An 18,942-nucleotide genomic window follows, 5' to 3' on the forward strand; every position below is an offset into this window, starting at 1 on the left:
GTTTATGCGCTCCGCGGCTCAACAAACATCCGGCCGCGCATCTCCATGTGCAGCGCGTGACAGAACCACTGGCAATAGAACCAGTGCACGCCCGGACGGTCTGCAATGAACGTGACCGAGGCGGTGGCCTGCGGTGCAACTTCCATCGCGATACCGAAGTTCGACAGGCAGAAGCCGTGGGTCACATCATCCACGTCGTCCAGGTTGGTGACATAGACGGTCACCTCGTCACCCTGCTTGACGGTGAACTTCTCCATGCTGAACACGGGCGCAGTCGAGGTCATGTAGACCCGTACCTTGTTGCCATCCCGGATCGGTTCCTCGGCACCTTCGTCCAGATCGACACCGTCAGCGGCAGCCTGCGCACGCGCCTCTTCCCACATTGGGTCGTTGCGGTCCCAGACATTGACCGGGTTCACCTTGGACCGGTGAACAATGATCGAGTCATGCGGCTCGGCAAAGGTCGGGCCGTCATGGACCACCTTCATCTTGTCGCCGGAAATGTCGATCAGCTGCTCATTCTCGGGCTTCAGCGGACCCACGTTCAGGAAGCGGTCTTTCGAGAACTTGTTCATCGAAATCAGCCACTTGCCATCCGCTTCGGCGGTTTCACCCATCGAGGTCGAGTTGTGGCCCGGCTGGTAATGCACGTCGACCTTGTCGACGATCGGGTCAACATCGGCACCCGCATAGGCCTCGATCGCCTTGGCGATGTCCCACTTCACCACCTGGCTGTCCAGGAACAGGGTGGTATAGGCGTTGCCCTTGCCGTCGAATGCCGTGTGAAGCGGGCCAAGACCCAGCTGCGGCTCGGCGACAACCGCGGAACGCGGATCGGCGTTTTCGCTGAACAGCGCATCGACCTTTTCCACATCGATCACGGACACGGTCGGCGACAGCTTGCCGTTGATCATGATGTGTTTCTTGTCGGGGGCCGCGTTCACACCGTGCGGCGAGTTCGGGATCGGGATGTACCGGGTCAGGTTTCCACCCGCCTCTTTACGCCCGTCCACGACCTTGACGCCGTTCAGTTCCTGATAGTTCCCGGCCGCTACGGCTTCTTCGATACCTTTGAGGTTGAACACGACCACATGGTCCAGCTCGTTCTCGGTCATCTCGGCCAGGTTCATACCCATTTCCGAGTTATACGAGGTCGAGAAGGCGTATTTGCCCTGATAGTCGCAGTCGGTGTTGTCGAGGTTGCCCGACACCATCACCTGCCATGCAACTTCCATGCTGTCGCCGTCGATGGCAGTAAAGATGTTCACATATTGTGACGGATCATCAAGGATCTGGCCGTCATTGACCAGCGGGGCCTCGTGCTCACCGTTGGCAAAGACATAGCCGGTGCGCGGGAATTTCTGCGGACGCAGGCCGTGGATGTCATGCGCGTTCGGGATCTCGATGATCTTGTCGCATTTCATCACGTCACAGCGCACACGGGCCACGCGGGTGTTGGCCTTGTCGTTCATGAACAGATAACGGCCATCATAGGTGCCGTCGGTGAACGACATATGCGGGTGGTGCAGGTCGCCGTTGTCATAGGTGACCTTGCCGTTTGCAGCCAGGAACTCCTTGGTTTCAGGCAGCAGGCCCTCGGTCAGAACCTTCAGCGACTCGTTGGTTTGGCCCCAGCCCGTGGCCGAGCAGCGGTTGAACACAGGCACCCGCATCAGCTCGCGCATGGACGGCACGCCCAGAATGCGCAGTTCGCCGGTCTGGCCCGACGACCAGAAGCCGTAATACTCGTCCAGCTCGCCCGGCTCCAGATGCTGCTTGGCGGCAGCGCTGGCCTCTTTCGCGGTCATCAGGGTCGATCCCAGACCGGTCCCGGCGATGACGGCACCGGTGGCAGTGGCCCCCAGCATTCCGCGGCGCGTGATGTTCAGTTTGTTTTCTTGGTCCGACATGGTCGTTCCTCCTTTTTAGGAAACGGTTTTCGGTTTGGCGTTCGGATGGTTCGCCGGTGGTTGCCCGAGGGGGGTCTTAGGTGTGACCGACCCGGTCTTGGCCCGCCGTTTCAGTTGGCGGATAACGACGGGACATTTGTCCTCGGACTGATAGAGCACCTGACAATGCAGGCAGGTGACGCACTCGTTCGGATTGATCTCACCGGTGGGGTGGATCGCCTGAACGGGGCATTCATTGGCGCAGGTCTGACAGGGCGTGCCACAATCGTTGTAGCGGCGCAGCCAGTCGAACATGCGGATACGGGCAGGGATCGCCAGCGCTCCGCCCAGCGGGCAAAGATAGCGGCAATAGAACCGTTCAACGAACAGCCCGATCCCCAGCAGGACCAGCGCAAAGACCACAAACGGCCAGTCGCGCATGAATTTCAGAATGATCGCGGTCTTGAACGGCTCGATCTCGGCATATTGCTCGGCCAGCGGGATCGATACGAAACTCAGGCCAAAAAGACCCAGAAAGATCATGTATTTCGCAGGCCAGAGACGCTCGTTCAGGCCCCAGGGCAAAGTCCATTGCGGCACTTTCAGCGCCCGCGCGATCTTGTTGGTCAGCTCCTGAAGCGCGCCAAACGGGCACAGCCATCCGCAATAGGCCCCACGACCCCAGAACAACAGGGCTGCGGCCACGGCAAACCACTGGATAAAGACCAGCGGATCCAGCAGGAACGCATCCCACGAGAACCCCGTGCGCAAACTGCCCGCCAGCGCCATCAGGTTCACCACGCTCAGCTGTGCATTGGCATACCAGCCGATGAAGAACAGGGTTATCGTCAGGTACCCGATGCGGAACCAGTAGAAGACGCGCGCATTCATCGTGGCGTGGAACTGGAAGAAGAACGTGGCCGTCAGCACCAGCAGCATGACACCAAGCCCGGCGATCTCGACGGTGCGATCCTTCCAGATGCGCTGCCACAGGGCGGCCTTGGCGGCCGCTTCGCCTGTTGCATCATCCACGACCGAAGGCGCGGTGACGGGCAACAGGTACTGTTCCGGCAGTTTGTATCCCAGATCGAAGGTCAGAAAGGTCTTTTCAACCGCCCCGACGGCACGCTGCACCAGCAATTGCAGGCGGAACGGCTCGGCCGGGTCAAACTCGGCATCAGCGGGAATCTTGAAGATATCCAATTCGGTAAAGCTGGGGGCATCTGGCGCGGCAACCTCACCCAGACGGCGCTGCTGCTTGTCAAAGAACCGCACCGAGCTGTCGCCCTGGATCAGTTGAATCCGGTCAAAGATCCCACCCCGGACATAGCCTGAGCCCTTGAAGCTATAGGCCCCGCGCCCCAGAACCAGAATGGCCTGTTCACCTTCGTCCAGCCAGTTGGTCAGGTTCTGGTATTCAGCCTCACCCAGCAGCGACTTGCCGATAGACGGGACCGAAACAAGCGCCATGTGCATGTCGATGAAGGTGTCATCCGGCGCGCCCGGTTCGGGTCGCTTGATCGCGCGCTGATCCCCGGTGGCTTCAAAGGCGGCATTGACCTGCCCGACATCCAGCGTCATCCGCCGGACCGAGCCGTCTCCAGACAATGTGGTCCAGTCGTAAATGGCATCCTGCGCCATATCGACTTCGCGCTTCGGACCTCCAGCCTGCACCGGAGACAATCCGCCCAGCCCCAGCGCGCGGGCCACTTTGATCCCTCCGCGCACAAGGCTGTCATCGATCACCATGATCGTCACGGTCGCACCCGAGATAATGTCTAGGTCATGCCCCTCACCCCCGGTCTCGGCCTCTCGTTTCAGGTCAAGGCCCGCATAGCCTTCGGTCAGTTCAACCATCCGGGAATTGGGAATGCCGATCAGCACGATGGGTTCGGAATGCTTGACCAGCTGAACACCGGTCAGAACAGCATCCGCGTCGATGGCGGCAACCACGTGAATGGGTTTGCCGGAATATCCGGTTGTGCCGACAAAGTCCGAAGTCAGAAAAGCCCACGCGATGGTCTCGCCACCCCGAAGGACCGGGGCAACCTTCACGTCGCTGCGTACCGGGCCAAACGCGTCGGCACCCGGGGCCAGGTCAGCCGGATCAATGTCAGGAAGAAAGCTGGCAAGACTGTCGGCGCGTGCACTGATTGCAACACCGAAGGACAGAATGAGGGCCAGAAGGAAATGGATTGCGCGACTTACGACCACGGCGCACCTCCGATCAATTGGGTGGACGCCATGGACGCGCGCGGGGCGCGTTCAGATTCTTCTTGGGTCGTGAACGGGGGTCCCCGGGTTTCGGGCCACAGGTATTTGGGGCTGTACAAAATGCACTGCCCCCCATGTTCAAAGCGTACATTTTGAACATTTCCGACGCTTGCGGGCTGCAAAGCGCCCGGCATCGGTGCTGACACCGTCACCGCACAAAGCGCACAGTCCGCGCATTTCGGGCAGGGCGCGGTTGGATCGTTGTCGCCTTCTTTTTCAAGGTCAACTTGAACCCAGACCGCGCCCGCCTCCGAGCAGATCTCCACCCACATGCTCTCACCGGGACTCGCCAGAACCGGGCCAAGCATTTGCAACAACAGAAGGAAAATACCTGCCAGTCCACACGCCGCGCGTAATGCGCGAACAGGGAGGGTGTGGAAGGAGTTAAAGGCAGGCATGGAGAATCCAACTCGGTATTCTTTCCCGAGTCGTAGGCGGTTTTCCCTGTCCGATACTTGACTTTCGTCAGGCCTTTGGAAATTCCCTTCAGCCGTCCGCTTCGTCCATCAACCCACGCACCCATCGCCCCGCCAACCAGGACGCGGGTATGCCTAAAGGTATTGACCAAAGGATTGCCGGAACCGGTCCAATCACCCCGAAACCGGCGCTATGCAGGATCAGCCCGGCCAGAAACAGGTTGATGGCCACGGTCAACATGGTGGCTGGATAAAGCAGAATTGCCAGTTTCCAGACCGGCCATTTGCCTTCAGTGGCTGGTGCCTTCCGAGAAGGTGATTTTGTTCCAGACATTGTACTTCCCAGACGGTTTTCGCATCGGCAGGCGGCGCACTTCTTCCAGCGTCTGCGCATCATAAACAATCACCGCGCCGTCATCTTCCCAGATTGATACAAGCGCGTGGCGGCCATCCTTTGTGAACTCGACATGTGCCACGGTCTTGCCCTGTGCAGGGCGCAAAGTCCTTACGATTTCAAGGCTTTGCTTGTCGATCACATGCATGGCATCCTTGTTGGGGCCAAAGAAGACATCGGCCCAGACGTAAGGCGAATTTTCGTGGCTCCGCATGAAGAAGCCCGGCCCTTCGGTCTTGATCCGCTTGACGGTTTCCCAAGTCTCCATGTCGATCACCGACACCGTGCCGTCGGTCAGATGCGGTGTGGCCATAACGGTCGTATCGCCATGTTTCCACGTAATCCCCGAGCCCAGATGCGGCATCCCCGGCAAGTCCAGATCGGCCACCTTGTGCCCAATAACAAGGTCGATCACCTGTCCGCCCTTGCCATCGCGCGCGGCACCCATGACGTATTCATAGCTTTGATCGAAAAAGAAATCGTCCAGATAGTCGGGCGTGGTGATCTTGCGCACCGGGAAGGGGTCAGGGTTCTTGAACTGCCCTTCGATGCGGAAGTCGTGACCCAACCCGGATTGCGGCGGGTTGGCTCCGTAAAAGACCTCCCAGATCTCGGGAACATCCTTGAGCGCCAGAACAAAGCTCTCGCGCGGGGGGGCCTGATACACTGCGGATACGCGGCTGGATTTCCCCGCTTTTCCTTTGATCGCAATGACTTTTGCCACCGACAGGTCTTCGGTCGACAGCAGGGTCAGACTGTTTGGCAGATAATTCGCAACGGCCAGCCACTTGCCGTCACCGGACATTGCGATGTTTCGGCTGTTAAGCCCCGCCCGTACGCGCCCCACCTGTTGCAGGGCCCAGATGTCGTATTTCTGAACCCAGCCATCCCGGGACATGATGAAAACGTAACGCCCATCCGGGCTGAACTTCGGCCCGCCGTGAACCGCGAAGGGTGTCTCGAACCGGTCCAAAACCTCAAACGTGTCACCATCCAGCACGCTGACATGATGATCCCCGGTTTCGACCACCAGGGTGATGTTCATCGGGTCACTTGACCACACTGGCGCATCAACCGGGAAATAACCGTCATCCAGCGTGCGGCTGTCCATAATATGGGCCTCGCCCCATTCGGGGTCGGTTTCCAGCGGTGATTTTAGCCAGCCAGCCAGCTCTTCAATCTGCAAAGCGTCAAGTTCGTGCGAGAAAGCAGGCATCTGCGTCGCCGCGCGCCCTTCGGCTATCACCGCTGCGATGCGGGGCCCGCGCATGCGCTGGAGCGTCTCTGGGATCAAGGCCGGGCCGACGCCGCCCAGACGGTTTTCACCGTGGCAGGACGCACAATGTTCAGCATAATCCGTTGGTGCGTCTGCCCAGGCTGCACCTGCGGTCAGCACGGAACACATCACCACGAGCTTCATCTTTTCAAAAATACTCCCGCCGGAGGCTCCCTTGGGTGTCTCTGGCACCCATGTCGAAGGCTCAGAGCAGACGGGATTAAAAGAATTGATGCGCCGGATCATGGCTTTTCCCCCGGAACGGCGTAACCCGCAGACGCTCGCCTGCGTCGTCAACACCGATTTCTTCGTTTGTCAGGTAACAGGCCGGGTCTTCGGCCCAGGGATCACCGGTCAGTTGCAGGGCCCGGATGCGGGTGTTGCCACCGCAGACGTCCTTTAGCTCGCAGGCCCCACATCGACCCCTAAGCGGGCGCGGACGCGTGCGCAGCATGGCCAGCATCGGATCGTCGCTGGTCCAAAGCTCGGAAAACGGATTAGTCTTAACGTTGCCTACTGTGTAATCGGACCAGTAGGTGTCAGGATGGACCCGGCCCAGATTGTCGATATTGGCCACACCCAAACCGCTGGAATTTCCTCCCCAAGCGGCCAGATGCTCGCGGACATGCGCAGCCTTGTCAGCGTCGAAATGCGCACGAATCCAGTTCAGAAAATACCCCGCGTCTGCATCATTGTTGCCGGTCACGATATCCAGCGGGCGACCGCCCGAGGCAGCCTCCCACGCGCGCTCCAACAGCAGATCCATTCCCTTGCGGGTGCGCTGATGCTCAGCATCCTCGCCGCGGTTCTTGTCGCCGCGCCCGGCATAAACCAGGTGCGACAGGTAAAACTTGTCGACGCCCTCGTCATCGCATAGCTGAAGCAGGTCCGGCAGGTGATGCTGCGTGCCTTCGGTCAGGCAGAACCGCAAGCCAACCTTGATGCCGCGCCTCTTGCATTCGCGCACACCGCGCAGGGCGTCGGCAAAAGCCCCTTCAACGCCGCGGAACCAGTCATTCGTGGCCCCGATCCCATCCAACGAGATGCCAACGTAGTTGAAACCAACGTCGGCAATCATGTCGGCTGTTTCATCATGAATGCGTGTCCCGTTGGTCGACAGCGCCAGCATCGGCACAATGTCGCGGGCACGTTTGGCAATGTCGAAGAAATCGAACCTGTCCAGTGGTTCCCCACCCGAGAGGATCAGGGCCGGGACGCGAAACTGGCCCAGATCCTCAAGGGTTACCATGGCTTGCTCGTGGCTGAGCTCGCCCGGGAACGCAACATCCGCCGAGACGGTGTAGCAATGACGACACTTCAGATTGCAGCGCCGCGTCAGGTTCCAGATTACAACCGGTTTCACAGGACCGGGGCGGCGTTTTCGCACCGGGGTCGGTTTGACCAGCTGGTGCATGTATTCGGTCAGGCGGAACATCGTCTCAGCCTTTCTTTTTCAGGCGCAGCCCGGTCTTTTTCAGGATGCGCGTGGAATAGAGGATATCCTTGGCCCGGCAGGCATCACCCAGGATCATAGTGATCTGGGCGCGTTTTTCCTCGACTTCATCCCGATCCGATCCGTGAACCATGGCAAACAGATTGTAGGGCCAGTCGGGCAGGGCGCGCGGGCGTTCATAGCAATGGGTGACAAAGGGTAGAGCACCGATCTGAGCGCCCAATTCGGCGATGCGGTCATCTTCGACATCCCAGACAGTCATGCCGTTCGAGGTCATGCCAAGCTTGTAGTGGTTGGGGGCGGCCGCGATGCGGCGGATTACGCCGCGCGCTTTGAGGGCTGACAGCCTCTCAAGCAGATCGGCTTCCTGCATCCCCAGATCATCAGCAACCTGAGCATATGGGGCAGAAACCAGAGGCAATCCGCCCTGTAGCGCTTGGATAATCTGTCTGTCTGTTGCGTCGATCATGCCGCCACCCGAAAGCCGATGTAGAATTCCTGAAGTTTGGGGAAACAAAGAACCTCGATCACCGTTTCCCGTTCGATTGCATCGGCTGTGGCCCTGATTCCTTCGGGCGTTTCAGTGGCCAGTACGAACCACATGTTCAGCCGGTGCGTGCGTTCATAATTATGGGCGACCTCGGGGTGTGCATTGACTTTGGTCACGACGGCTTCAAATTCCCCGGCTGGAACGGCCATCGCGCAGAGGCAGAAGGCACCGCCCATTGCAGCGGCATCGAAGAACGGCCCAAAACGTGTGATGACGCGTGTCTCTTTCATGCGCGTCAGGCGCGCCAGCAATTCGGCCTCGGACAGGTCAAGTTCTTTGGCGACTGTTGCGTAAGGATGTGAAACCAGTGGCAGATCGTCCTGCATACGGTTCAGGATCGCACGGTCAGTTTGGTCCAGCGTCATGCGGCGACCTCTTTGGTTTGAATCAGTGCACCGGTCTGCTTGAAACAGCGGGTAGAGAACAGAACCTTGTTCCGTGCACCTGTCAGTTCGGACAGGGTCGTCGCACGGGCCAGTACGTCCAAAGCTTCGCTGCGGGACCGCGCGTGGATCATGGAATACAGGCGATATGGCCACACATCGGGCACCGGGTTGCGCTCGTAACACAAGGTCACCCCTGGGAAAGCGGCCAAAGCGGGGCCAGCGATGTCGATCTGCTCTGCCGGCAGGTCCCAGACCACCATCGCATTGGCCGACCAGCCAAGCGCCCGGTGACGTACGATGACGCCCAGCCGCGAGATGATACCGGCCGAATGCAACGCGATGACTCGCGCCATCACATCATCAACGTCCCGGTTCAGTGAATGTGCCAAATCTGCATAGGGTTCAGCGACCAGAGACAGTCCCGAACTCAGCGTCTGCAGTAGATACCGATCACCCTCGCGCATCGCAGTTGCATCCACCTGGCGTGCTGTAGGCACGGTTTTGACCCCGCCGATCATGCGGAACCCAAGATCAACGTTGAAAGGGCGCACCAGCCGCAAATCCAGCACCCGCAGCCCGGTGACCCGGCTGATCCGCGCTAGGGTAGCATTCACATGCGCCCGATCCGGGCCGGTTGCAACAAACCAGAGGTTCCAGGCGTCCTCGCGCTGATAATTGTGGTTTACACCCGGTTCGGCGTCGATCAGGGCGGCGACCTCTTCCAGCCGCTCCTCCGGGACGGACACAGCCGCCAGCGTACTGGCCGTCACCGCGCCGGGCGTGATGGTTGCGCCAACCCGCGTGATGCGACCCGTAGTGCGCATTCTTGAAAGGCGGTGGATGACTTCGCTTTCGTCAAGTCCAAGTGCGTTTCCAAGAACCTGAAACGGGCGTTCGGTTACCGGGAAATCGCGCTGAAATTCATCCAGCAAGCGGCGGTCGATCGGGTCTGTAATGTGTTGCATGACTTACAGACCCGTTTTGTGCGCACGCGCGGTAAAGAAGATACCCGACGGGCTTTCGGCCTCGATCTCACGTAGTTTTTCGAAGCTACGCGTGTCATAAACCATGACCTTGTTCGCATCGCGCACACTGATCCAGACCTCGTGCCCGCGCGGAGTGAATTCCATGTGCAAAACGGCAGGGCCGGGCTTGAATTCGTGGATGATCTGTTTGCTGACGGTATCGATGACCTGAATGGTATCGTTCAGCGGGTGGGCAAAGTTAACCCAGACCTGCCGCCCGTCCGGGCGGGCCATGGCAAAAACCGGCTGTCCGTAGGTTTGCGTGCGTCCGGTCTCGGTCAGGGTGGTGGCGTCGATCCACAAAACCTCGTGGTGGCCAACGGCGGGCAAGACAAATTCGGACCCTGTCAGCGCCCAACCTTCCAGATGGGGCATCTTGTAGACCGGCATTTCCTCCTGACCACGGCCATAGCCGGGTAGAACGCGGATCGGTTCCGGGTTGTCGGACCACAGATCAAGCGCGGTCAGACCATCCTCGCCAAACAGGCCGGTGATATAGGTGCGGCCATTGGCAGTGATCAGCGCGTCATAAGGGTTCTTGCCGATATCGGGGATCTTGGTGATCTCGGGCGCGCCTTGTGCGAAATCCGCGATCCATGTCTCGCCGGTGTCCCACATTGTGAAAACGAAACGGCGGCCCGGCGCGTCGACCAGACCAATCGTTTTGCTGCCGGTGGGAATGTCAGCCACCATCTCCAGCGTTTGCGCATCAAACACGCGCACACCGCCGGGTTCGTAATTCGATACAGCTACAAAGGCGCCATCGTCCGAGATTGCGCCGCCAATGGCGTTTCCGGACTGCACAACACGGTTCACGATCTGGCGGGTGACAATGTCAACCTTGGTCAGGCCTCCGTCACGGCCAAAGACATAGGCAAAACGTTCATCCGGTGAATAGACCAACGAGGCGTGGGACAGATCGCCCAATCCTTCTATCCGGGCCAGAGCTGCACGGTCGGACTGGTCCACCAACAGGACCGATCCGCTGGCACGTTCGATCACCAGCCCAAGGTCTCCTGTCGCCATCGGCTCGGCCTGGGCCGTGGTCATCATCAATGTCGCCGCAAGGCTGAGGATAAGGTGTTTCATTGTGCCTCCTGTTCCAGCAGGTATCGGGCAATCCATTCGGCCTCTTCTTCGCTGATCAGGGGCCGCCACGGGGGCATCGCCGTATCGGGGATGCCGTCAAGGATGACGCCGGTCAAAACCTCGGCGTCATAATGCTCCAGTGTTTTCGAGCGCAGATCAGGCCCCAGGCCGCCTTTCAGCGATAACCCGTGGCACGAGCCGCAATCCTGATGCACAAGTCTTTTCAGTGCGTTGGGATCAATGACATCGGCAGCAAAGGCGGACGTTGCGGCCAGAACCGCAGTTGTCAGAAAGGTTCGGGCGACCCACCCCTTGTGGCCGGGCACATTTCTGTTCGGCGCGGGACACGGCACACGATTTCTGCACCCTAGCTTAGCCATGAGCCCGTTCCAGAATGTTCGCCACGGGCTGTTCGGCGTAGAGTGAGACAACTTTGCCGATGATGAAAAGCGTTGGTGCCTTCAACCCGGAGGTGCGCACGTCGTTGGCCAATTGGTCCAGCCGTGACACCAGCCGGCGTTCATCAGGTGTCGTCGCATTTCCGATGGCCAGAACCGGCGTCGATCCTGGCAGGTTTTCGGTCATCAGCCCCATGGCGATCTGGCCGATATTGGCCACACCCATATAGACCACCAGTGTCGTGTCCGGGTCGGCCAGGCGTTTCCAGTCCAGGTCCAGCACTTTGTCTGCCTGCCGGTGTCCGGTAACATATTGAACCGAGGTGGCCAGACCGCGATGGGTCAGTGGCACGCCGGTCGAGCAGGACGCGCCCTGCGCCGCCGTGATCCCCGGTGCGTATTCGACTGCCACGCCATGGGCCATCAGATAAGCGGCTTCTTCCGAGCCGCGGCCAAAGATCATCGGATCGCCACCTTTCAGACGGGCGACCGTGTGACCTGCGCTGGCCTCTTCCAGAAGGATTTCGTTGATCCGGTCCTGTGGGACGGTGTGGCATTTGGGCGCTTTCCCAACAGGGATCAGCCGCGCGCCTTCGGCGTGCAGATTCAGGATATCAGCAGACACCAGCCTGTCATAGACCACCACATCTGCTTCCTGCAGCATTCGCAGGGCACGCAGCGTCATCAGTTCGGGGTCGCCGGGGCCTGCACCAATCAGAAAAACCTTACCGCTCATGTTCAAACTCGCTGGGTCTGAATGTCTTCGAAACCCGGGGTTTCCTGCGCGAATCCAATGCTTTTGCGGGACGTTGCTGGGTAGGCCGGGCGTGTCATGAGGGCAGATTGGCGCAATCGAAAACCAACCTCCTTGACATAAGTTAAGGAGCGCGGGATTTGCGCCCGCGCCCCTCTGTTCAGCCTATGAAAACACCCGGGATCAGGGCTCGACAGTGATCACCCCGATCATGTTCTGTGTCTCCCAATGGGGCCCGCAGAGATAATCCTGAGGGCCGGGTGTCAGGAAGGTCATTTCAACCGTTTCTTCCGGGAACAACCGGTCGCTTTCGGGTTCGCTGCCATCTTTCAGCAACACACTGTGGCTGGTGCGCTTGTCGACATTCACCCATCGGACAGTTGTACCTGCCTTTACGGTCAGTTCGAACGGGCAGAAATTGTAGTTGTACATCAAAACCACTTTGGCGTCCTCGACCGAGGCCGAGGGGTGGCCGAACAGCTCGACATAACGTTCTTCGGCTTCGGCGCAGATCTCGGCGGTTTCATCTGACCAGGCTGGCGCGGCAAGAAGCAGCAGCGCGGGAAGAAGGCGGTGGGGTTTCATGGTCCATGTCTCCTTTCCAAAGTAATTGGGGCCGGGAGAACCGGCCCCAAACTGTTATTGCTTGACCACGTTGATAAACGCGCTGTCGTCGTCGAGCGCTAGGCTGGTATCCAGCGTTACGTGGTGGAACCGTGCGGCGGCAAAGTCATCATGGATGGCAAAACCGACCGTATAGGTTTGACCGGCCTCCAGCGGAACATCGCCGGGTGCGCCTGAGTTCAGCGGACGTGTGAAAACAACCGTCCACATGCCACCAGACAGGTTTGCCGAGGCTGCAATCTCACCATCATTGACCACCCGCTGTTCCAGCAGATAACCATTTGTGGCACTGCCGTCCGCGTAGACACGCATCAGGTCAAGATAGGTACCGTCAGCCAGATACTGCTCGATTTGTTCGGCGGCCTGCAACTTGTCCCAACCGCCCAAAGCCTTGCCGCCTCGACCTTTGATCTCGATCTCGGTGCGGCTTTCGCTGAGGTACTTGGTCACGGTGTCCTGAGCGGTCAGGCGACCGGAAACATCCCCGTTTGCGGCAATTGCATCGGCCTCAGGCGCAAAGGGCATATGGGTGTTGTCGGCGTGGCACGACGCCCAGCACCCGACCTGATCGCCCAGCTCGATACCGGTTCCAGTGATCATCATAGCGACCTTGATCTGGTTTTCAGGATCCATTTTGCCGCCATCGACAAACGGAGCAGGGTTGTGCCCCACATCCGGCCATTGCAGACGGATGTACAGGTTTTCGTCATCATGTGCCGCCTGAACGGTTGCGTCGATCACACCGCGTTTGCCGGGGATCGGAGTGGGTTCCAACTCGCCACCGGCAACGATCTTGTTACCAATCGCATCCAGTTCCTTGGCATGACAGGTCGAACATTGATCGCCACCTTTGGTCAGCGGACGGGCCCCGCCATGGGTTTTTCCGTTCTGCACCCATTCAAACGACGCCTGGCCTGGATAGAACAGTTTCAAGTCCGCACTGGCCACCGCATTCCAGTCGATGTTGGCACCGACATCGCCGCTTTCACTGCTGGCAGGTGTTGCCGAACCATCGGTTGCAGCCGCTGCCCGCTCTTCCGCGACAGCGGCGTCAACTGCTGCCGCAATCTGGGCCTGAACGGCCTCCTGCTGGGCTTTCTTTGCAGCTTTCTCAGCCTCGGCCTCGGCAGCTTCCTTGGCTTCGATCCGTTCAAGGCTGGCAAGGTATTCTGGCGGAATTGGTCGAATGAAGGCCGGATTTGGCGCTTCAAGCTCTTCCAGATATTCGTCGGATGCGCGGTCTCGGATGTTCGAGTGTGCAATGCCCTTGTGGCAGTCGATACATGTCTGACCGGTTTCCATTGCGTTCAGGTGCTGCTGACGTGCACGCGGACGCTGGAATTCAGGCATCATCGATTCAAAGTCATGGCAGTTTCGACATTCACGCGAGTCCGTTGATTTCATCCTCTCCCACTCATTCATGGCAAGATGAATGCGCTTGGCTTCGAATTTCTCTCGGGTGTTGATGGTGCCGACCATCTTTCCATAAAGCTCTTTCGAGGCTTTTATTTTGCGGATGATTTTGTGGGTCCAGTCCTTGGGCACGTGACAGTCCGAGCAGACCGCACCAACGCCCGACCGGTTCACGTCGTGGATCGTGCCCTGGTATTCCGCATAAACAAAATCTCGCATCTCGTGGCACGAGACACAGAATTCCTTGGTATTCGTGGCTTCCATGGCGGTGTTGAACCCACCCCAGAAGATGATGCCGGCGGCGAAAGCCGCAGCAATACCGGCCACGGGCATTCCCCACAGGAAATACCGGCGCCAGATCGGTTTTTTCTTATCCGGTTCGGAAGTCATATCCGGGCTCCGTTTTGGCTGTCTTGTCTGGCCTTGGGTGGCAGGCCGGTGAGTTTGGCGGATCTGTCAAACGAGGAAAGGGCGGGCGAGGGGCCCGCCCTTTCCGGTTTAGGTTGCGAACCCCTCAGGTGACGTGGTTCGACCGGTTGTGGACATTGAACTTGCCGGTTGGCGCGTAAAGTCCGTCAATCCGACCGATCTCTTCCAATGTCTTGGCGTCGAAGATCACAATCTGACCGTTGGGTTCCTTCGAGTCCGACAGGTTCCACTTGGAAACCCAGACCTCGGTACCATCGGCGTTGAATTCGAAGTGAACAGCGGCGCTGCCTTCGTCTTCGGTGATCTGGATGGTTTTCACGATCTCGCCGGTCTCTTTCGAGATGACCTGAACCGATTGTTGAATTTCCGGCTCGGGGTGTTTGGTCTGATCAGCCCAGATGTAATCCGAGTTCGGGTGGGTGCGGACAAACAGGCCGGGGCCGTCGGTTTCCACCTCGTAACAGGTTTTCCACGCCTGATCCGGGTGGCCTTCTGGGTCGTTGCCCCAGACTGTCACGGTACCGACACCCAGGTGGGTAGTACCCGCCACAGGTCCGCAGTTCGGGTCAATCCAGTTGGCGCCCGGACCGGGGTGCGGCAGAGCAGCGGTGTCGATCATCGCCTCAAGCTTGTGCGTTTCGGTATCGACAACGACCATCTTGTTGGATGCGTTTGCAGCGATCTGGAAGTACCGGCCTGTCGGGTCGAAGAACCCGTCATGCAGGAACTTGGCGCTGTCGATCTTGTCGATCCGCAAATTGTCGAGGTCGGTGTAGTCAACCTGCCAGAGCTGACCCAGCTCTTTCACGGCAACAATCCATGTGGGTTCATTCGGTGTCGTGTAGATGGCGGCCACACGGCTTTCTTCCACATATTCACCGTCTACGTTGGTTCCGCGCGTCGAAACGACTTTCAGCGGTTCCATGGTCTGCGCGTCAACGATTGCGAAGTGCGGCGGCCAGTATCCCCCACCGATGACGTATTTGCCGTCACCCGACACAGCAACATCTCGCGCGTCATAGGCAATCTTGACTTCCGAAACCAGCATCTTGTCCGGCGTTTGCCAGAGGTCGATCTTGGTCATCTTGCCGTCACGGCCCATTGTGTACCAGAAACGTCCAGGTGTTTCGGGTTCGGTGATGTTGTGATGCTCTGAAGCTTTCAGGACGTGCACGGCATAGCCGGTCGGAATATGCGTCAGCACTTCTTTCGTGTCACCGTCGATGACGGCAACCTTGCCCACATCGCGTTCGATGACGACAAAGAAGTTTTCCCAGTTGCGGCCGTGAAGCGGCTCGGTCGGGTAGTCTGCTTCTTCGACGTAAACCTTGCGGGTTGCCTTCATCTGTTCCAGCGACATTTCAGGCGGCTTTGGGGCCTCCATCATGATGTAGGTCGCCATATCCTTGATTTCCTGCTCGGACATGATGTCCGAGAAGTTGTTCATCCCGCCTTCAGTTCCCCAGGCGATGATTTTCTCAAGGCGTTCCTGACCCAGTTTCAGGGTGCCGCCTTCGGTTACGGTGCCGTCGGCTGCGGTCTTCTTCCAATGCGGCTCCAGGTTTTTACCGGTAGCGCCTTTGCGCAAAACCCCGTGGCAGCCTGCACATTGTTCAAAGTACAGTTGTTTCGAAGCTTCAAAGGCTTCGTCGCTAAGTGTTGGCTCGTCGGCAAAAGCTGGAGCAGCGACGCTGCCCAACAACATTGCCAATCCGACCCCAAAAGCGCGGCCGGTCTTGTTGTAGCTGATTCCAAGTGACATGATCACTCTCCATTTGCGTGGTGAGGCAATGCGGAGACTGATCCATCACGGGATTGTCATCCTTGACCAAAGTCAACGGGCGCGGCGCTAACTTCGTTCTTTGGGCAAAAACCAGACGCAGATTTCAGCAATAAAACCTGTTTTTTTCGCACATGTTTTTGTCGTCTTGATTTCGGTTAAGTGCCCGAATCCCGTCGGACAGTACTGCTTGTTGAAGGACGAGATGGGCCATGGAGAGCAGGCATGTCATCTGCAATATCGCGCATTTTCAGCGAAGGCTTTCGGGTATTTTTCCTTTCTGCCGGTCTTTATGGTGTGTTTGCTGGTGTCGCCTGGGGTGTTTGGCTGGCCTCACTGGATGGGCTCTTACCCTATGCCGAGCAAAGTTATGGAATGCCCCCGGTCATGTGGCATGCCCATGAGATGATTTTTGGTTATGCAACGGCAGCACTGGGTGGGTTCTTTCTGACCGCGGTTCCGAACTGGACCGGCACGCCCGAAGTGCGGGCGCGCTTTGTCACGATCGTAGCGCTGATCTGGATGGCGGGGCGGTTGGCGGTGTGGTTTTCAGGATCGCTCTCTCCGATTACCGTCGCGATTGTTGACCTGAGCTTTGTTCCGATTCTTGTCCTGAAAATTGCCAGCCAGCTGGTACGAAGGCCCAAGCCACAGAACATGATATTTCTGTATCTTCTGAGTTTGGTGTGGGTGGCCAACCTGATGGTTCATCTGGAATGGATAGGTGTCGCCGCAGACACGTTGAATACCGGGGTTCGTGCAGGGCTACTGACCTTGTGTTCAATGATAGCGATACTGGGGGGACGTATAACTCCGGCCTTTACGCGCAATGCAATGAAACGCGAGGGTGTTCCCGAGGCCCTGTGGCCGGCTTCAAACGCGGCGCTGGAAAAGGCCGTGATGGCGCTTGCCCTTGTGCTGCCGTTGTTGGTGCTGAGCTTGGGCAGTGTTTCCTTGGCGGGTATCTGCGCGTTGTTGCTGGGCGGCGCCCAGCTGATGCGCATGGCACGGTGGAGAGCGGGTTGGGCGCTGCGGCAGCCGATCCTGATTGCTCTGCACTTAGGCTTGATGATGCTGGCCCTCGGGTTGTTGCTGTGGGGGTCTGCCGTCATCGGATATGGTAATGAGATCGGCGCGCTGCACATTTTGGGGATTGGGTGCGTTGGTGGCATGACCCTTGCCGTCATGAGCCGCGCCGCCCTTGGCCACAGTGGCCGCCCCCTTGTTGCACCGTCGCCAATGGCGGTCGGATACGGGCTGATGGCGGCGGCGGCTTTGGTCCGCTGGTTGGGGTCCGGGCTGGCAGGTGGATATATGACGGCCATGCTGACGGCTGACGGGTTATGGATTGCCGCAATCGGGTTGTACCTGTTTGCCATGTGGCCCGCGCTGACAGGCCCGCGCGCAGCGAAACACGGCTGACACGGAACCTTAACCGCGTATTGCTATTCAGAATATCAAGGGGCGTTCGTTCTTTACATGGCGGGACACGAGCGCACGAGCGCGTCTTCCGTTTTCAGGTATGTGCCGCACAGCTTGAGGAACGTACATTGGGGTCTCTAGTTCCGGAAACAGGTCGAAGATTTCCGCCCTTGCTTCTGGGGGAACGCTGGACAGAGCCTGTGCGCCGACAAAAAGGCTTTCTGACGGGGCACCTTCTGCGTAGATGATTTCATGGCGGTCGAACAAAAGATGGAAATATGTGACTGACATGGTGTCATCTGCAACGCTGATACCAGGGCTGGCGACAAGAATACGAGCGGGGACCAGGATTTCCTCTGCGTCGAACATTCTGACGGCGATTCGGGATCGAACCAGCATGCGGTGCTGTGGCGAAACAAGCAGGTCGCGTTTTGGCAAGTCACACCCCAAGGCCCCGGCCTTGATGAGGATTGGTAGCAGCTTGGGTTTTTTCACCAGCTCTTCATGCGATAGGTTTCGCGTCCCGATCCAACGTATGTGTTGCGGTCCATTGTCGGCAGTGACGACCATGTCACCCACCTTCAGATCCTCGATGGGTATCGGACCTTCTGGCGTCATGATAAGTGTTCCGGCAGCAAAGCACGGCACGTCAATAATGGCAGCAGGGTCAGTTGTGTCGGGCGCATTGGTCGGCGTGACATTCACGATGTTCATCGAGTAGGTCGTACCGGGCACAAGAGGTTCAGAGGTAATATAGCCGCCCAATACGCCGTCAACTTCGACGCGATATACAGTGATTGTGCCTCCGCCTGGTTTGGACAGAATGTAGGATTCTTCCAGGTATATTGAGCCACTCAAAAAGGTGGTCGAACCATCGAGGGTGGTGATAGTACCGGTCTGCGTCAGGTCATCGCCGTCTTCGTCGTCAAAGCGGTCACCGTTGAAAACATCCCCTGTATCGACAACAGGTGCTCCGCCTCCGTTTTGAATAAAACCACCAGCTGCGTCAGTCACACTAAACAAACGTCGATCCGTGTCGGGATCAAAATTGACATCCAACGTAACCGTGTCCGGCCCAATCGTATTCACCGTGATTACACCAGGGGTATAACCGATATAGGAATAGTTCGCCATTTTCACCCATCAATCATTGAAACGGAATTTTTCACCTTTTTCTCAGGTGGTTGAATAGGTCCTTCATGTCAAAAAGTCGACGCGAAAGTGTTCACAATTGCCTCAGATTTAAAGGCAATCCCAAGGTCATTTCGTTATTTTCGCTGTTTGCGGATGTCTGATCTCGTTCCTGAGGATACTTTAGAAGTCTTGACTTTCGTTAAGGCAGCCCTGTGACCCGCACGTCATGTTGCCTG

At 58.2% G+C, this 18,942-nt stretch carries 16 protein-coding genes; 1 reads left to right on the top strand and 15 read right to left on the bottom strand.

Features of this window, described 5'->3' with window-relative positions:
* Window positions 1–2 precede the first annotated feature (2 nt).
* The 14 genes from nosZ to ACR0EK_RS15160 form a co-directional block, all read right to left on the bottom strand.
* On the bottom strand, window positions 3–1,910 hold the full coding sequence (nosZ, locus tag ACR0EK_RS15095; protein WP_480488737.1) for a TAT-dependent nitrous-oxide reductase: 1,908 nt from the start codon (window positions 1,908–1,910) through the stop codon (window positions 3–5).
* Window positions 1,911–1,925: 15 nt separating this feature from the next.
* A complete protein-coding gene (locus ACR0EK_RS15100; protein WP_480967911.1) occupies window positions 1,926–4,103 on the bottom strand; it encodes a 4Fe-4S binding protein in 2,178 nt (725 codons plus the stop codon).
* Between the two features lie 546 nt (window positions 4,104–4,649).
* A complete protein-coding gene (locus ACR0EK_RS15105) occupies window positions 4,650–4,913 on the bottom strand; it encodes a hypothetical protein (RefSeq protein WP_209507042.1) in 264 nt (87 codons plus the stop codon).
* Window positions 4,870–6,393, bottom strand: a complete 1,524-nt coding sequence (locus ACR0EK_RS15110) for a cytochrome D1 domain-containing protein (RefSeq protein WP_480900543.1) — start codon at window positions 6,391–6,393, stop codon at window positions 4,870–4,872. The genes ACR0EK_RS15105 and ACR0EK_RS15110 overlap by 44 nt, the downstream gene beginning before the upstream one ends.
* 76 nt (window positions 6,394–6,469) lie before the next feature.
* On the bottom strand, window positions 6,470–7,684 hold the full coding sequence (nirJ, locus tag ACR0EK_RS15115; RefSeq protein ID WP_480900545.1) for a heme d1 biosynthesis radical SAM protein NirJ: 1,215 nt from the start codon (window positions 7,682–7,684) through the stop codon (window positions 6,470–6,472).
* A gap of 4 nt (window positions 7,685–7,688) precedes the next feature.
* Window positions 7,689–8,171 (bottom strand): siroheme decarboxylase subunit beta, encoded by a 483-nt coding sequence (gene ahbB / locus ACR0EK_RS15120; protein WP_480484307.1) that lies wholly within the window; start codon window positions 8,169–8,171, stop codon window positions 7,689–7,691.
* Window positions 8,168–8,617 (bottom strand): Lrp/AsnC family transcriptional regulator, encoded by a 450-nt coding sequence (locus tag ACR0EK_RS15125; RefSeq protein WP_480488731.1) that lies wholly within the window; start codon window positions 8,615–8,617, stop codon window positions 8,168–8,170. Before ACR0EK_RS15125 ends, ahbB (ACR0EK_RS15120) begins: the two co-directional genes overlap by 4 nt.
* On the bottom strand, window positions 8,614–9,603 hold the full coding sequence (ahbB, locus tag ACR0EK_RS15130) for a siroheme decarboxylase subunit beta (RefSeq protein ID WP_480967912.1): 990 nt from the start codon (window positions 9,601–9,603) through the stop codon (window positions 8,614–8,616). The genes ACR0EK_RS15125 and ahbB (ACR0EK_RS15130) overlap by 4 nt, the downstream gene beginning before the upstream one ends.
* A 3-nt stretch (window positions 9,604–9,606) precedes the next feature.
* A complete protein-coding gene (locus ACR0EK_RS15135; RefSeq protein ID WP_480871204.1) occupies window positions 9,607–10,752 on the bottom strand; it encodes a cytochrome D1 domain-containing protein in 1,146 nt (381 codons plus the stop codon).
* Complete coding sequence (locus ACR0EK_RS15140; protein WP_480488726.1) at window positions 10,749–11,078, bottom strand: c-type cytochrome; 330 nt, start codon at window positions 11,076–11,078, stop codon at window positions 10,749–10,751. Before ACR0EK_RS15140 ends, ACR0EK_RS15135 begins: the two co-directional genes overlap by 4 nt.
* A 46-nt stretch (window positions 11,079–11,124) precedes the next feature.
* Window positions 11,125–11,886 carry a uroporphyrinogen-III C-methyltransferase gene (cobA, locus tag ACR0EK_RS15145; RefSeq protein ID WP_480484311.1) on the bottom strand — a complete coding sequence of 254 codons (762 nt, stop codon included), beginning with the start codon at window positions 11,884–11,886 and terminating at the stop codon, window positions 11,125–11,127.
* Window positions 11,887–12,087: 201 nt separating this feature from the next.
* The gene (locus ACR0EK_RS15150) at window positions 12,088–12,489 is read right to left on the bottom strand and encodes a cupredoxin domain-containing protein (RefSeq protein ID WP_480488725.1); all 402 of its coding nucleotides are present in this window, start codon (window positions 12,487–12,489) and stop codon (window positions 12,088–12,090) included.
* 54 nt (window positions 12,490–12,543) lie between these two features.
* Window positions 12,544–14,331, bottom strand: coding sequence for a NapC/NirT family cytochrome c (locus ACR0EK_RS15155; protein ID WP_480900557.1), 1,788 nt, complete (start codon window positions 14,329–14,331; stop codon window positions 12,544–12,546).
* A 124-nt stretch (window positions 14,332–14,455) separates the two neighbouring features.
* Complete coding sequence (locus tag ACR0EK_RS15160) at window positions 14,456–16,132, bottom strand: cytochrome D1 domain-containing protein (protein WP_209597150.1); 1,677 nt, start codon at window positions 16,130–16,132, stop codon at window positions 14,456–14,458.
* Window positions 16,133–16,375: 243 nt separating this feature from the next.
* On the opposite strand from ACR0EK_RS15160, the gene ACR0EK_RS15165 reads away from it, so the two are divergent.
* Window positions 16,376–17,572 carry an NnrS family protein gene (locus tag ACR0EK_RS15165; RefSeq protein ID WP_480900558.1) on the top strand — a complete coding sequence of 399 codons (1,197 nt, stop codon included), beginning with the start codon at window positions 16,376–16,378 and terminating at the stop codon, window positions 17,570–17,572.
* 27 nt (window positions 17,573–17,599) lie between these two features.
* On the opposite strand, the gene ACR0EK_RS15170 is transcribed toward ACR0EK_RS15165, so the two are convergent.
* Complete coding sequence (locus tag ACR0EK_RS15170; RefSeq protein ID WP_480967913.1) at window positions 17,600–18,706, bottom strand: Hint domain-containing protein; 1,107 nt, start codon at window positions 18,704–18,706, stop codon at window positions 17,600–17,602.
* Between the last annotated feature and the right edge of the window lie 236 nt (window positions 18,707–18,942).

This window comes from Ruegeria sp. AE4, from assembly GCF_056542185.1.

Coding starts and splice junctions, on each gene's coding strand:
- ACR0EK_RS15150 (WP_480488725.1), bottom strand. CDS start 12,489: ATGAAACCCCACCGCCTTCTTCCCGCGCTGCTGCTTCTTGCCGCGCCA.
- ACR0EK_RS15170 (WP_480967913.1), bottom strand. CDS start 18,706: ATGGCGAACTATTCCTATATCGGTTATACCCCTGGTGTAATCACGGTG.
- nirJ (WP_480900545.1), bottom strand. CDS start 7,684: ATGTTCCGCCTGACCGAATACATGCACCAGCTGGTCAAACCGACCCCG.
- ACR0EK_RS15165 (WP_480900558.1), top strand. CDS start 16,376: ATGTCATCTGCAATATCGCGCATTTTCAGCGAAGGCTTTCGGGTATTT.
- cobA (WP_480484311.1), bottom strand. CDS start 11,886: ATGAGCGGTAAGGTTTTTCTGATTGGTGCAGGCCCCGGCGACCCCGAA.
- ACR0EK_RS15160 (WP_209597150.1), bottom strand. CDS start 16,132: ATGTCACTTGGAATCAGCTACAACAAGACCGGCCGCGCTTTTGGGGTC.
- ACR0EK_RS15135 (WP_480871204.1), bottom strand. CDS start 10,752: ATGAAACACCTTATCCTCAGCCTTGCGGCGACATTGATGATGACCACG.
- nosZ (WP_480488737.1), bottom strand. CDS start 1,910: ATGTCGGACCAAGAAAACAAACTGAACATCACGCGCCGCGGAATGCTG.
- ACR0EK_RS15155 (WP_480900557.1), bottom strand. CDS start 14,331: ATGACTTCCGAACCGGATAAGAAAAAACCGATCTGGCGCCGGTATTTC.
- ahbB (WP_480967912.1), bottom strand. CDS start 9,603: ATGCAACACATTACAGACCCGATCGACCGCCGCTTGCTGGATGAATTT.
- ACR0EK_RS15125 (WP_480488731.1), bottom strand. CDS start 8,617: ATGACGCTGGACCAAACTGACCGTGCGATCCTGAACCGTATGCAGGAC.
- ahbB (WP_480484307.1), bottom strand. CDS start 8,171: ATGATCGACGCAACAGACAGACAGATTATCCAAGCGCTACAGGGCGGA.
- ACR0EK_RS15110 (WP_480900543.1), bottom strand. CDS start 6,393: ATGAAGCTCGTGGTGATGTGTTCCGTGCTGACCGCAGGTGCAGCCTGG.
- ACR0EK_RS15105 (WP_209507042.1), bottom strand. CDS start 4,913: ATGTCTGGAACAAAATCACCTTCTCGGAAGGCACCAGCCACTGAAGGC.